This is a genomic window from Salinivibrio sp. MA427, from assembly GCF_001996115.1.
Taxonomy (GTDB): Bacteria; Pseudomonadota; Gammaproteobacteria; order Enterobacterales; family Vibrionaceae; genus Salinivibrio; species Salinivibrio costicola.
The window spans coordinates 1-13,675 of the sequence record NZ_MUFH01000087.1; the positions used below are offsets into that span (position 1 = coordinate 1).

Here is a 13,675-nt window from a genome sequence, read left to right on the forward strand (position 1 = left end):
GTACACGATCCATCGAATATGGCGTGGCTGACAGGCTATGATGGCTGGTCTTTTTATGTGCCCCAGTGTGTCGTGATTGGTTCGACCGGCGATCCGTTATGGTTTGGTCGTATCCAAGACGCCAATGGTGCGCTGCGGACTGTTTACATGAGCGCTGAATGCATCACCTATTACCCTGACCACTATGTCATGAATCCACCGCTCCACCCTATGGAGTACCTTTGCAATTATGTCCTGGCAGAAAACTACTGGGATCGCGGCCGGATTGGGGTAGAAAAAGATAATTATTACTTCAGTGCCACCGCGTTCGAATCTCTCAAAGAAAATCTACCGATGGCAACCCTGGTGGACACCACCGGGCTAGTTAACTGGTGTCGCGCGGTCAAATCTAATCAAGAACTCACGTATATGCACACCGCTGCACGTATTGTGGAGAATATGCACCGCGTGGCCTTTGAGATGATAGAACCCGGCTTGCCCAAACATTTATTGGTAGCCGAAATAAATAAACACGCGGTCGTCGGTCATGATGGTCACTTTGGCGATTACGCTGCCATTGTGCCTATGTTGCCATCTGGCGGCGATGCGGCAGCGCCTCACTTAACCTGGGATGACCGCCCATTTAAGCGTGGTGAGGGAACATTTTTTGAAATCGCTGGCGTGCATCGTCGCTATCACTGCCCGTTGTCACGCACCATCTTTTTGGGTGAACCTGGCGATGAGTTCAAACGCGCCGATGAAGCGCTACAAGCAGGACTTGAAGCTGGTCTCGCGGTTGCCAAACCGGGTAATACCTGTGGCGACATTGCCAATGCCCTTAACGACGCGCTATTGCGGTACGGGTTCGATCGTGAAGGGGCGCGCTGTGGCTACCCTATCGGGCTAAGTTATCCCCCTGACTGGGGCGAGCGCACCATGAGCTTGCGCCCGAGCGATCAAACGATCCTGCGCGAAGGCATGACCTTCCACTTCATGCCTGGGCTTTGGATGAAAGATTGGGGGATAGAAACGACCGAGAGCATCATTATCACTCAAGAAGGGGCACAAACCTTGTGTGACTTGCCACGGCAGCTATTTGTAAAACATTAGTTGTAAAACACTGGCGTTTCGTGGATAGGTGCTACACTCATAACATCATGATTTAAAATCACTCTTATAGGCTTGGCACCTAGGCCGCCAACGGTGAAAAACGTCAATACATACCAAAAGCGGTCGCCACGCCCAAGACTGCAGCGAGAGTGAGAACGGTTATAGCAAGGAGCAGTTATGGAGCCAACAGCCATTGAAGCCACAGTCGATTTTCACGCGGACGGTGTACAACATGGATTTCTCAAACTGCCCCATTCCCACGATCAATCCGCTTGGGGCTGTGTGACGATTCCCATTACCGTGATTAAAAATGGTGAAGGTAAAACCGCGTTGCTCACTGGCGGTAACCACGGGGATGAGTATGAAGGTATTACAGCATTACTCAATACATGCCATCAGCTTATACCAAGCAACATTAAAGGTCGGGTGATTATTTTACCCATGATGAATGCCCCTGCGGTAACAGCAGGCACACGCACCTCACCTTGGGATCAAGGCAACATGAACCGTACCTTCCCAGGCTCCCCGACCGGCAGTGTCACCGAGCAAATTGCGGACTATTTTACCCGTTATTTGATCCCGCAATGTGATACCGCCTTAGATATTCACTCAGGCGGTAAAACCTTAGATCTTATTCCCTATGCTGCCTCACATCGGTTAGAAAACCTGCAACAAGCCGATGCCTGTGCCGAGGGGGCTCGCCTGTTTGGCGCGCCGTATCAAGTGCAAACCACCGAAATGGACGCCACCAGCATGTACGACACTGCCGTCGAGCAACAAGGCAAAGTGTTTGTTACCACCGAGCTGGGTGGCGGCGGCACCAGTACACCTGAATCGATCGCGATTACCCAACGCGGCATTCATAATTTTTTAGTGTTTTCAGGTATTTTACAAGACGACTATCGCCATCCACCGGCTACGCCCGTCAAGCTCGAACTACCCGATAAACACTGCTATGTACAAAGTGAGCATGCCGGCATTATTGAGTTCTGTGTACACTTGGGCGATACCATCAAGCAAGGGGATTTGATTGGTAAAGTGCATAATATCGAGCGTACTGGCACCGAACCCGTTCCCTACTATGCCGAACGCGATGGCATTTTACTGGCCAAACGCCATCTCGGGCGGATTTATATCGGTGATACCTTTGCAGTCATTGCCGAACCTGTATGACGGAGGTGAGATGAAGCTCGACAAATTTGACATCAAAATCCTACACATACTGCAGCAAGATGGGCGCATCACCAAGTCGAACCTCGCGCACGCCATCAACCTATCCGTAAGCCCTTGTTGGGAAAGAGTAAAACGGCTCGAGCAAGCGGGCGTCATTGAAGGCTACGGCGCGCGTATTAACCCTGATGCCGTGATCAAGCTCAATACCGTATTAGTTGAAATCACCCTCGGCCAACATGATGTGCAGAGCTTTCAACGCTTTGAGCGCGCCATGCAAGCTTGTGACGATGTCAAAGAATGCTGGGCCACAGGTGGCGGGATTGACTATATCGTCCGCCTTGGCGTCACCGATATCGACTACTATCAACGCTTGATTGACCGTTGGCTTACTGATGATCTTGGTATCAAACAGTACTACACCTATATCGTCACCAAACAAGTGAAACGTCCCGCCCTCACGCTCCCGCTCGAGGCTCCTGACACCGCCGCGAATGGATAAGCCTGCAGAAAATTTTATTCGGTAAAAGGTAGGGTTCAGAAAAAAACACCGTTTTATCGTCGTCTAACAAAAAACCTCTTTTCGATAAGTTGCATACAGTAAGAGTAAGCAAACGCTGATAGGCAGCGTGGCGATTTTGTCAGAGGAGGGAGTATGACCGTATTCCAATCACGTGATCTTCACTACACAGGATCAGCGGCCAATACACTACGTCACGATGCGACCGGTAAAGCAAGCGCCGATGTGCTCGCGTATCTTGACGATCAGCGCCTATTTCGGCAACTGGCGTATTGCAATGGCAAATGGGTCAATGGCGAGTCCGATACGCCAGTTTTAAACCCCGCAACCGGCGAAGTGTTGGGCTATACCGCTGCCTTGAGTGCCGCACAAGTGAACCAAACCATTGATGATGCCGAAGCGGCGTTTCACCTGTGGCGCGCCGAGTCAGCTGAAACGCGGGCAAAACGGCTAATGCGGTGGCACGATCTAATTATGGAAAATCAACACGATCTTGCTCACCTCATGGTGCTCGAACAAGGCAAAACCTTGCGCGATGCCGAGGGCGAGGTGGAGTACGGGGCCTCATTCATTCACTGGTTTGCTGAAGAGGCTAAGCGGGTATATGGCGACACCATGCCTAGCCATATCCCCAACGCACATCTAGCCACATTGCGTGAGCCCATCGGTGTTGCGGCGTTGATCACGCCATGGAACTTTCCCAATGCCATGATCACGCGCAAAGCCGCTGCCGCACTCGCCATTGGCTGCAGCGTGATAGTTAAACCCGCAGAAGAAACGCCCTTCTCTGCACTCGCATTGGCCGAGCTTGCAGAGCGTGCGGGGATCCCTGCCGGCGTGTTTAATGTCATTTTAGGCGATCCTCCCATGGTCTCAGCACAATTGTGTCAAAGTGAAAAAGTCAAAGCGCTCAGCTTTACCGGCTCTACCCGTGTTGGCCGGCTACTGCTAGAACAAAGCGCCCAAACCGTAAAAAAATGCGCCATGGAGCTTGGGGGAAATGCGCCTTTTATCGTGCTGCCTGATATGGATATTCAACAAGCCGCTCGCGCCGCTATCGATGCAAAATTCCAAACGTCAGGCCAAGATTGCCTGGCGGCGAATAAAATTTTAGTGCCACGTGACAAACATCAAGCGTTCGTCGATGCCTTTGCCGCACTGATGGATGAACTCGAAGTGGGGAATGGTCTATTGCCAAGCACAGACATTGGCCCATTAATTTCACGCCGTGCGGTCGAGAAAGCGCAATCGCTCGTCGATGATGCCATTGCCAAAGGGGCAACTGTGATGGGCGGCAAATTAAATCCCAACCTGGGTGAGAACTTCTTTGCGCCTACGCTTATCACCAAGGTGACGTCGGAGATGTTGGTCTATCAAGAAGAAACTTTCTGTCCCGTCGCAGCTGTGATTGCCTACGATGACTTAGACGAAGCCATCGCCATGGGCAACGATACCGAATATGGCTTATCAGCGTATGTGTATGGCCATGATATTCGAGATATTTGGCGCTGTCTGCGCGGCTTAGAAGTCGGGATGGTCAGTGTCAATTCAGTGAAAATGACCGGCCACCCGATTCCATTTGGTGGCGTCAAGCAGTCGGGCTTAGGCCGAGAAGGAAGCCGTTACGGCATCGACGAATTTAGTGAAATCAAATACTACTGTTTAGGTGGCCTACCCACGGTAAGCGGCAGTTAATTCAGGTTTGCTGACGGATAAGGAGACNGTCCAGGAACAAAAGCGTTGCTAGAAAAAGACAGAAATACCGTGTTCCATCCCTCTACGCACCTCAAGCAGTATGCGCATGGCGAAATGCCTGGCCGAGTGATCGCGTCAGGTAAAGGGATCCGGATCACCGATTCTGAAGGCGTTGAGCTGATTGACGGCTTCGCGGGCTTGTATTGCGTGAATATCGGCTATGGCCGTGAAGAAATGGCAGAAGCCATCTACGAGCAAGCGAAAAAGCTCGCCTACTATCATACCTATGTTGGCCACACCAATGAGGCCTTGGTAACCTTATCAGACCGCTTAATCAACATGGCGCCTGGCATGAGTAAGGTGTACTACGGTATGTCGGGGAGTGATGCCAATGAAACCCAGCTTAAAATTGTTTGGTATTACAATAACGCCCGCGGTAAACCCGAGAAAAAGAAAATTATCTCACGCGACCGGGGCTACCATGGCTCTAGCGTGGCGTCCGGCTCACTAACCGGCCTGCCTTTGTTCCATGCGCACTTTGATTTACCAATTGAACGCATCAAACACACGATGGCGCCCTACTACTATCGCCGTGAAGACAGTGGTATGACAGAGCCAGAGTTCGCACAACACTGCGCGGATGAACTGGAAAAAATGATCTTGGCTGAAGGCCCCGATACCGTCGCCGCCATGATTGCCGAACCTGTACTCGGCACCGGTGGTATCGTACCGCCCCCCGAGGGCTACTGGGCGGCCATTCGTAAAGTGCTGGATAAATATGACGTACTGCTGATCGCCGATGAAGTAGTGTGTGGCTTTGGCCGAATTGGCAGTGATTTTGGCTCGATTTATTACGACATGAAACCCGATCTTATCACAGTCGCCAAAGGGTTAACGTCTGCGTATCAGCCACTGTCTGGGGTAATGGTTGGGCATCGCGTCTGGGAGGTGCTTGAAGATGGTACCGATACGTGGGGCGCCATTGGTCATGGCTATACCTACTCTGGGCATCCATTGGGCGCCGCGGCAGCACTGTGTAATCTTGATATCATTGAGCGCGAGAATCTGACTCAGAACGCCGCAACCACGGGCGAATATCTGCAAATGAAAATGAAAGCCGCCTTTGCCGATCACCCATTAATTGGCGATAGCCGCGGAGTGGGGTTACTGCATGCGCTGGAGTTCTCGCCTGACCGCGCCCATCGCAGTCACTTTGATCCCAGCCTAAAAGTGGGGCCACAAGTGGCGGCTGCGTGTTTAGAGCAAGGGCTAATTGCGCGTGCGATGCCACATGGCGATATTCTCGGCTTTGCGCCCCCACTGGTGGTGACACCCAATGAAGTGGACGATATCGTCGCAAAAGCCAAAGTGGCGGTCGATAAGGTAATGGATAAACTGGTCACCAGCGGGCAGTGGCAACCTAAATAGCACCTCCCGAGGAAGGCCAGATATAAAAAAAGCGCCGACATTCGGCGCTTTTTCTTTAAGCTATGTATGACGCCATTAATTGGCCGTCGCAGGCTCTAGCGCCAGGTTCGCTTCTTTTTCTTTTTGCATCCGCATCACGGCTATTGGGCCGGTGATAAAGGTAAATGCAATCAAGAAAGACACAGGCACTGCAGTGATCACAATGAACGACTGGAGCGCGTTCAAACCACCGTCTCCGGCGAGCAGAAGCACACCAGCGACCACGCCCATCACAATCGCCCAGAACAGGCGATGTTTACGGGTTGGTTGGTTATCACCAGACACAGCCATCGCAATCGAATACGCCATTGAATCGCCAGTGGTTGCCACAAACGTCGTGGTAAGCAACATAAACGCTGGGATCAGAATCACGCTGTAAGGCAGCTGTGACAGTGACGCAATCAAAATCGCGGGTAAGCCGGCATCCGCCATGGGACCAGAAATACTACCGGGTGATTGCAACTCATAGAAGATACCGGTACCGCCCAATACTGAGAACCAGAAGTTAGTGGCAATTGGGGCACAAATCGCAACAGCGAAAATTAGCTCACGAATCGAACGGCCTTTAGAAATGCGCGCAATGAAGATAGCCATCATCGGAGCAAAACCAATAAACCAGCCCCAGAAGAACCAGGTCCACCATGCGTTCCAGCCACCATTATCGGTATTCAGTGCGAGAGTATGCATGTTGTTCAGGTAGTAGCTAAAGCCCGAGCCAAATTGCTCAAAGATAAAGCCGGTAGGACCGAGCACGATAACCGCACCAAGTAACACTGCGGCGCCGATAACGTTCATACGGCTCAGCCATTGCAAACCTTTATCCATACCGGTAAACGCAGAGATGGAATAAATAGCCACGACAGCAGCCAAGATCAGCATTTGCATCGGCATGGTATTTTCAATGCCCACAAAGCTTTCCAAGCTATAACCCAACTGGGTTGCTAAGAAGCCAATTGGACCAATGGTTCCGGCAGCTACGGCAATGATCGAACAAGCGTCGATCACAGAGCCAAGCCAGTGATTTTCTAGCTTGTCACCGAGCAAAGGGTACAAGAGTGCACGAGGACGCAAGCGTACGCCTGCCTGGTGGTGCGCATACATCAGTACAATCGTCGCCAAGGTGCCTAATACCGCCCAGGCTAAGAAGCCCCAGTGGAAAAAGCTTTGGCTTAACGCAGGGGCGACGGTTTCCATCACACCCGCTTCCATCTCACCCAGTGCTGGTGGTGGCGTCATGAAGTGATAGATAGGCTCAGCCGCTGACCAAAAGACACCACCGCCGGCAAGCAGGGTACACATGATCATCGCAACCCAACGGAAACGGCTCATTGAGACGGTATCGGTGGCGCCAAGTTTCAATTTACCAAATTTACTGCCGCCAATAGCTAGCGCCAATACGAAATTGATGACCATTAGCCACTGCCACCAGTAACCAAAAAGGTTGGCAGACTCAGAGAATAGAGACTGGATCACAGAGGAAAAGTGTTTTAGGTCAAACAGGGCAAAGGCAAGAAATACAGCGACAAAGCCGATAGTAAATACGGCAACAAGTCGGTCGTTATTTTGTGTAGATTTAAGCATTAGTTCGCTCACAAGGTGTGTGAGGGATGGGACTCTATCAGTGTGGCGAATGAATGACCAGAACAAATTGACTCATAGGGATGGAATAGAAACCGTGACAGACATCACTTATTCAGATTTGGCGGGGGCTGAATAGGTTTATGACATTTTTATTAAATGCACAAAAAGCCACCAGCTTGTGACCTATCAAGCTGGTTCTGCGCTTTTTTGTTTTTTCGTCGTCTTACCTGTCTCTAGGATTTTTTTATGCAACACTATCGTCGCGCGATACAGTTTGGGGTGAACTTGTGCATCGCCTCTTTTAGCACGGTTGCAGGTAGAAATCACCGCAGCAGTAATACAAGCCGCCACTTTTAACTGCCCAAGCTGGTAGGCATAGCTAGCGACTTTAACTGCCATAAAGACGGATTGATCGCTGTGCTTATAGTTACGTACCGCGAACTTCTCAAAGCGGAGAAAATCCTTGTGATAACTTTTGAGGATCCGATTGATGTGGCGATCATAGTAATTTTTGTATTTGGCGTAGCTCCCTTTCGGATTACTCGCCACGATGTCTCTCACCCAGACAGACGCTTGCAGCTGTTCTTTTTCAAATAAGCCACTCAGCCAGGCAAACATATAACCTCCCTACTGCTAGCTTAGCCGCTTTATTCTACTTAATTTGCGCGACTAATCTATCAAAAGAAAGTGCTAAGTGGTTGAGTGGCGGTTATTTAACCAGCAGTAAGAATGGCTGTTCAGGCTTGGGTATTGATGGTGATGGTATACGTCGCATCACCTACAGGTAGCATATGGAGGATCTGCTCTCCTAACTCTGGATGACTGAGCAAATAATTTCCCTGAGGAAAGCGCGTGTCTTCAGGACCTTTTAATACCAAACTGAAATTCTCGACGTAATGGTCGTTTACTTCATCGCCATGACCAGGATGGGTATCAACACGAACAAGCGTCATAGCATATTCAGTATCTGTTCCGTCAATAAGCGTAATCGACTGATCGATCAACTCACTGACATGCTGACAAGATAGTACATTCATCGGCCCTCCCGCGTTCCGTTACTGCGTATTTACGCCTTTTCTCTCTCACCATCAAGATTAGAAGAGAAATCCGACAATGCACAACAGCTTAGTGCTTTTCGGACTTAAAATACGGGAAATATCACTCAGGCTGGGTGATGTTGCGTTAAATCCCCTTTCTGTATCCCCTGATAAAAAAATCACACACAACACTAGACGACCGGTCTAATCTTCATTATGCTATACCACATGAAATCAAGTAGCACATTAGAACACACCAGCCACAACGCTACCCACCAGCATTTGCTGGATACGGGTGTTAATGTAATGGCGCAGTTTGGCTTTAGTGGTGTGGGTCTTAGCGCAATACTGAAACAAGCCGGCGTCCCGAAAGGGTCGTTTTACCATTATTTTGCTTCAAAAGAGCAATTTGGTCAGGCGGTATTGCAGCACTATTTTTCGCGTTATTTAGCGGAAGTAAACAGTTTGCTGTCAGACACTACGCTGCCGCCTATTACGCGAGTTCATCGCTACTTTACCCTTTGGCAGGCCCAGTACTGCAGTATGGATCCCGTTCAAACTTGCTTGGTCGTTAAGCTAAGCGCTGAGGTGGCAGATCTTTCCGAGCCCATGCGGCTTGCGTTGCGTGATGGCACCGACAAACTGATTGGTAGCTTAGCGAGTGCACTCGCGCTCGACGAAAGCAATTTTAACCATGACAACGCCTTAACCACGGCGACGACGCTTTACCAGCTATGGTTAGGGGCAACACTGTTAACAAAACTGCACCGTAATGACAGCCATCTAGCGCAGGCGATGACCATTACGCAACAAAAACTCGGCTTGGCTGACTAGTATAAAAGTCAAACGAACAAACGCAGCATAAGAGGAACAACGATGAGGTGCTAGTGAGCATTTCATTTCCGGTTTTTTGATAAAACAAGCATTTCAACAAGACCCGCCAAGGCGGGTTTTAAATAAACGTTAACTAGACGACCGGTCTAATCAAACGAGAAAACTGATTGACTGACAACAATGAAAAGGAAGGATGAGCAATGAACAACTTTGAGTTCTACAATCCCACACGTATCGTTTTTGGCGAAGGTAAAATTGCCGAGCTGGATCGGCTCATCCCAGCCGCAGCAAAAGTTTTGGTTCTTTTCGGTGGCCAGAGTGCACGCAAAACCGGCACCTTAGGTGAAGTTGAACAAGCACTTGGCGAGCGTCAATTTGGCCTGTTCAGTGGTATTGAGCCTAACCCACGCTACGACACGCTAATGAAAGCGGTCGAAAAAGTGCGTGAAGAAGGCTACGACTATCTGCTCGCTGTCGGCGGTGGATCGGTGATCGACGGCACCAAATTTGTTGCAGCAGCAGCGAAATACGATGGCGATGCATGGGACATTCTCACCAGCATGGGCAGCAAAATCGAAGCCGCACTGCCATTTGGCACCGTGCTCACCTTGCCTGCTACTGGCTCAGAAATGAACAAGGGCTCGGTAGTCAATCGCGAGTCAATGCAAGCGAAATTGCCGTTTATGAGCGAATTGGTGTTTCCACAATTCTCAGTATTGGATCCGGTAAAAACCTATACCTTACCTATCCGTCAAGTCGGCAACGGTGCCGTTGATGCGTTTGTTCACGTGGTKGARCAATACCTSACYTAYCCAGCYAAYGCRCCGGTACAAGACMGATTCGCCGAAGGCCTRYTACAAACCYTSRTCGAGCTTGGCCCACAAGCGCTGGAAACMCCRGAAGATTACAACATCCGTGCCAGCTTGATGTGGACCGCGACTCTCGCGCTGAATGGTTTGATTGGCGTGGGTGTACCACAAGATTGGTCAACCCATATGCTTGGTCACGAGCTGACTGCCCAACATGGTTTGGACCATGCACAAACCCTCGCGGTTGTGTTGCCGGCAATGTTGAATGAGAAGTTTGAGCAAAAACAAGCCAAGCTCGCACAATTTGCTGAGCGTGTCTGGCATATTGAGCAAGGCAGCGAAGCAGAAAAGGCTCAACAAGCGATTGAGAAAACCCGCGATTTCTTTGAGCGCATGAACGTGAAAACACGCATGAGCGACTATGACTTGGACGAAAGCGCGATTGAACCATTGATTGAAAGCTTAACTCAGCACGGCATGACTCAGCTCGGTGAGCACGGCGATGTGACCCCGGATGTTTGCCGCCGCGTGCTGCAAGCCGCGCTTTAATTCCCGTACTGAATAAGGGAGGACACACATGTCATCACCAATGAACCAACGTTTTGTTCTTGCATCGCGCCCCGTAGGGGCGCCTACTGCAGAGAACTTTCGCTTAGAAGAAGTGGATATTCCTGCTCTCGGCAACCATGACGTTTTAATTGAAAACCACCACTTATCTATCGACCCATACATGCGCGGTCGTATGAGTGATGCAAAATCGTACGCCGAGCCGGTGGCAATTGATGGCCTAATGGTCGGTGCTACCGTGGGTAAAGTGCTGGAGTCTAACCATGCCGATTACCACCCGGGTGATTGGGTACTCGCTTACAAAGGTTGGGAAACGCATTCAGTTGTAAACGGCGATACGCTGATCAAACTCAATCCGGATCTGGCGCCGGTTTCTTACGCGCTCGGTATCTTAGGGATGCCAGGCTTTACCGCTTACATGGGCTTACTGGATATTGGCCAGCCCCAAGAAGGCGATACCCTAGTGGTTGCGGCGGCAACCGGTCCCGTCGGCGCAACCGTTGCGCAAATTGGTAAGCTAAAAGGTTGCCACGTAGTAGCGATTGCCGGTGGCGAAGAAAAATGTCAATACGCACGTGAAAACCTCAACGTTGACGCCTGTATCGACCACAAAGCAGACAACTTTGCCGAGCAACTCGCTGAAGCCTGCCCTCAAGGCATTGATATCTATTTTGAAAACGTCGGGGGCAAAGTGTTTGATGGTGTAATGCCACTGCTCAACACCGGTGCTCGCATTCCAGTGTGTGGATTGGTGTCACAGTACAACAACACTGCCTTGCCCGATGGCCCAGATCGCCTCTCACAGTTGATGGGCACCATCTTGGTTAAGCGCTTAACCATCAAAGGTTTTATTATCTTTGATGACTATGCGCACCGCTACCCTGAGTTCGCGCATGATATGGCCAAATGGGTCGGCGAAGGCCAAATTCATTACCGTGAACACGCGGTGGATGGCTTTGAGCAAGCGCCGCAAGCACTGATTGATGTGCTAGAAGGCCGTAACTTCGGCAAGATGGTCGTCAATATCAAATAAAGCTCGCACGCTTTATTTCGCAATACCGAAAACCCTGCCTCCCCCTTAGCGATGGATAGCTAAGGGGGTTTTTATATGCTTATTACGTGTACTTTTTCACATATGCTTTTTCTCACCACATAAATGCACACTGAGGGCTACACTGATGAGAGATGGCTTAATCATCATTGCTGAGCTTAGATAATACTGGCAGTAATAGGCGATCTGTGCGCACGGCAGCCAATCGAGAAGAAAGGATGTATCTCCAATGCCCACTCCTACCCCAACAATCCGTCACCAAATTGCTTTCGGTCTCGCGCTTGTTCTCGTCATGGCGCTACTCACAATCTTTGCGGTGGTCGAATGGAAAGTAAAGCCCGATCTGATTGACCAGCGACACCAAAAAATCGCCATAAGCCAGCATGGTCTCTTGGACTTGCTCGATGCCAAACTCGGACAGATCGAACTGTTAACCAGTACGATCGCCTTAAAGGGCACCAACCTTCCTAAAGACGAAGCGCTATTCCGCAGCCTCTTTCCCCCGATCTTTAACAATCATGGCGATCCCACAATTGCCGGTGGGGGGATCTGGCCGGAGCCCAACACCTTCACACCGGGCGTAGAACGACGTAGTTTTTTTTGGGGCCGCACAGGACCCGATATGGAATACTATGATGATTACAACAACCCTGATGGCAAGGGTTACCATAATGAACGCTGGTACCTAGCAGGAAAACAAGCACCTATCGATCGCTGCCGTTGGTCCAACGCTTATATCGACCCGTTTACCAAAGAATCCATGATTACCTGTACCGTGCCTATGAAAGAAAACGATCGCTTTGTTGGGGTGGCAACGGTCGACATGAAGCTGAGCGGCATTGCCGACATTCTGTCTCGTTATGGCAAAGAAAACGATGGCTATGTGTTCGCCTTGGACGCTGATAACAAAGCGATAAGCTTCCCCGAAGTAGCGGTAAGATTTAATCCTTATCGAAATACGCTGCGAACGGTTACCGAGTTAGAGCAAGCGCTCCCTTGGCTACAAGAAGCGTTGCAGGCAAGTCAATCTCTCCAAGATAGTCAACTGATCACGATAAAGAACGACGGCGTGCTAAACGAAGCCGCTTACGTTCATATTATTAAATACCCTCAAACCGATTGGGTGATCGGTCTCGTCGTGCCCAAAAGCAAAATGACAGCGGCTGCCGATAGCATGGGACTGTTCCTGATGTTCGCCATTGGCGGGCTGTTGCTCGTTGTGGGAATTATCGCCGCGATTACCGCTCGCAACCTATTAGGTAAAATTCAACAGACCACCCAGCAAATCCGAGAGCTCATTGAAGGTGAAACCACCCAAGAGTTGGCGGTAGGTAAGATGAACGAGGTAGGCGAATTGCGCCAAGCCGTTAACGCGTACGGTGAAAAACTTAAGTCACTACTTAGACGACTCGAAGCGATTCAAGAGGAATTGGTTCAGAATGAAAAGTTGGCATCACTCGGCTCGTTGGTCTCTGGCGTGGCGCATGAGTTGAATACACCCATCGGTAACGCCCGGATGTCTTCCACCTCGATACTCGATACCAAACACGAATTCGTTCACAAACTCGAGCAGCCAATCACCCGCGACGACCTCGATCAGTTTCTCAACCATGTTGAAGACGGGACACGTATTATTGAACGTAATATGTTACGGGCCTCCGAATTAATTCGTGCCTTTAAGCAACTCGCGGTGGATCAAACCAGTGACCACAGACGCGACTTTGAACTACATCTGTTGATGAACGAAGTCCTTCTCTCGATGCGACCGACACTTCAGCGCGCGCCGCACCAGCTCGAAGTCGCTATTCCAGCGGGTATTCTGCTTAACAGCTACCCGGGTGCACTCACCCAAACG

The 13,675-nt window shown here is 50.3% G+C and carries 11 protein-coding genes and 1 pseudogene; 9 read left to right on the forward strand and 3 right to left on the reverse strand.

Annotation, left to right across the window (positions count from 1 at the left end; all coding sequences use genetic code 11):
• The 5 genes from BZG79_RS07705 to BZG79_RS07725 form a co-directional block, all read left to right on the forward strand.
• Window positions 1-1,089: M24 family metallopeptidase (locus tag BZG79_RS07705; protein ID WP_108743252.1), on the forward strand; the 1,089-nt coding region annotated here is incomplete at its 5' end.
• A gap of 177 nt (window positions 1,090-1,266) precedes the next feature.
• Complete coding sequence (gene doeB, locus BZG79_RS07710; RefSeq protein ID WP_077679464.1) at window positions 1,267-2,262, forward strand: N(2)-acetyl-L-2,4-diaminobutanoate deacetylase DoeB; 996 nt, start codon at window positions 1,267-1,269, stop codon at window positions 2,260-2,262.
• Between the two features lie 10 nt (window positions 2,263-2,272).
• Window positions 2,273-2,761, forward strand: a complete 489-nt coding sequence (locus BZG79_RS07715; RefSeq protein ID WP_021023429.1) for an Lrp/AsnC family transcriptional regulator — start codon at window positions 2,273-2,275, stop codon at window positions 2,759-2,761.
• Between the two features lie 153 nt (window positions 2,762-2,914).
• Complete coding sequence (locus BZG79_RS07720; protein WP_077669575.1) at window positions 2,915-4,474, forward strand: NAD-dependent succinate-semialdehyde dehydrogenase; 1,560 nt, start codon at window positions 2,915-2,917, stop codon at window positions 4,472-4,474.
• A 45-nt stretch (window positions 4,475-4,519) separates the two neighbouring features.
• Entirely contained in the window at window positions 4,520-5,902 is a 1,383-nt protein-coding gene (locus BZG79_RS07725; RefSeq protein ID WP_077774108.1) for an aspartate aminotransferase family protein, read from the forward strand.
• A gap of 75 nt (window positions 5,903-5,977) precedes the next feature.
• On the opposite strand, the gene BZG79_RS07730 is transcribed toward BZG79_RS07725, so the two are convergent.
• The 3 genes from BZG79_RS07730 to BZG79_RS07740 all read right to left on the reverse strand — a co-directional run bounded on the left by BZG79_RS07730 (window position 5,978) and on the right by BZG79_RS07740 (window position 8,559).
• Complete coding sequence (locus BZG79_RS07730) at window positions 5,978-7,522, reverse strand: BCCT family transporter (RefSeq protein ID WP_021023426.1); 1,545 nt, start codon at window positions 7,520-7,522, stop codon at window positions 5,978-5,980.
• A gap of 186 nt (window positions 7,523-7,708) precedes the next feature.
• Window positions 7,709-8,140, reverse strand: a complete 432-nt coding sequence (locus BZG79_RS07735) for a hypothetical protein (RefSeq protein WP_077460673.1) — start codon at window positions 8,138-8,140, stop codon at window positions 7,709-7,711.
• Between the two features lie 119 nt (window positions 8,141-8,259).
• Window positions 8,260-8,559 (reverse strand): hypothetical protein, encoded by a 300-nt coding sequence (locus BZG79_RS07740; protein WP_021023424.1) that lies wholly within the window; start codon window positions 8,557-8,559, stop codon window positions 8,260-8,262.
• A 228-nt stretch (window positions 8,560-8,787) separates the two neighbouring features.
• Between BZG79_RS07740 and BZG79_RS07745 the strand changes: the two genes are divergently transcribed.
• From BZG79_RS07745 to BZG79_RS07760, 4 genes and pseudogenes are all read left to right on the forward strand, one after another.
• A complete protein-coding gene (locus BZG79_RS07745; protein ID WP_101494592.1) occupies window positions 8,788-9,393 on the forward strand; it encodes a TetR/AcrR family transcriptional regulator in 606 nt (201 codons plus the stop codon).
• A gap of 200 nt (window positions 9,394-9,593) precedes the next feature.
• Window positions 9,594-10,751 carry an iron-containing alcohol dehydrogenase gene (locus tag BZG79_RS07750; protein ID WP_077774109.1) on the forward strand — a complete coding sequence of 386 codons (1,158 nt, stop codon included), beginning with the start codon at window positions 9,594-9,596 and terminating at the stop codon, window positions 10,749-10,751.
• A gap of 28 nt (window positions 10,752-10,779) precedes the next feature.
• Window positions 10,780-11,802 carry an NADP-dependent oxidoreductase gene (locus BZG79_RS07755; protein ID WP_077460671.1) on the forward strand — a complete coding sequence of 341 codons (1,023 nt, stop codon included), beginning with the start codon at window positions 10,780-10,782 and terminating at the stop codon, window positions 11,800-11,802.
• A 247-nt stretch (window positions 11,803-12,049) separates the two neighbouring features.
• A pseudogene (locus BZG79_RS07760) lies at window positions 12,050-13,675 on the forward strand (cache domain-containing protein); the annotation flags it as partial.

Excerpts from the sequence above, each read along its gene's own strand:
- BZG79_RS07735 (WP_077460673.1), bottom strand. The coding sequence starts at position 8,140 with ATGTTTGCCTGGCTGAGTGGCTTATTTGAAAAAGAACAGCTGCAAGCG.
- BZG79_RS07730 (WP_021023426.1), bottom strand. The coding sequence starts at position 7,522 with ATGCTTAAATCTACACAAAATAACGACCGACTTGTTGCCGTATTTACT.
- BZG79_RS07720 (WP_077669575.1), top strand. The coding sequence starts at position 2,915 with ATGACCGTATTCCAATCACGTGATCTTCACTACACAGGATCAGCGGCC.
- BZG79_RS07715 (WP_021023429.1), top strand. The coding sequence starts at position 2,273 with ATGAAGCTCGACAAATTTGACATCAAAATCCTACACATACTGCAGCAA.
- doeB (WP_077679464.1), top strand. The coding sequence starts at position 1,267 with ATGGAGCCAACAGCCATTGAAGCCACAGTCGATTTTCACGCGGACGGT.
- BZG79_RS07755 (WP_077460671.1), top strand. The coding sequence starts at position 10,780 with ATGTCATCACCAATGAACCAACGTTTTGTTCTTGCATCGCGCCCCGTA.
- BZG79_RS07740 (WP_021023424.1), bottom strand. The coding sequence starts at position 8,559 with ATGAATGTACTATCTTGTCAGCATGTCAGTGAGTTGATCGATCAGTCG.
- BZG79_RS07745 (WP_101494592.1), top strand. The coding sequence starts at position 8,788 with ATGAAATCAAGTAGCACATTAGAACACACCAGCCACAACGCTACCCAC.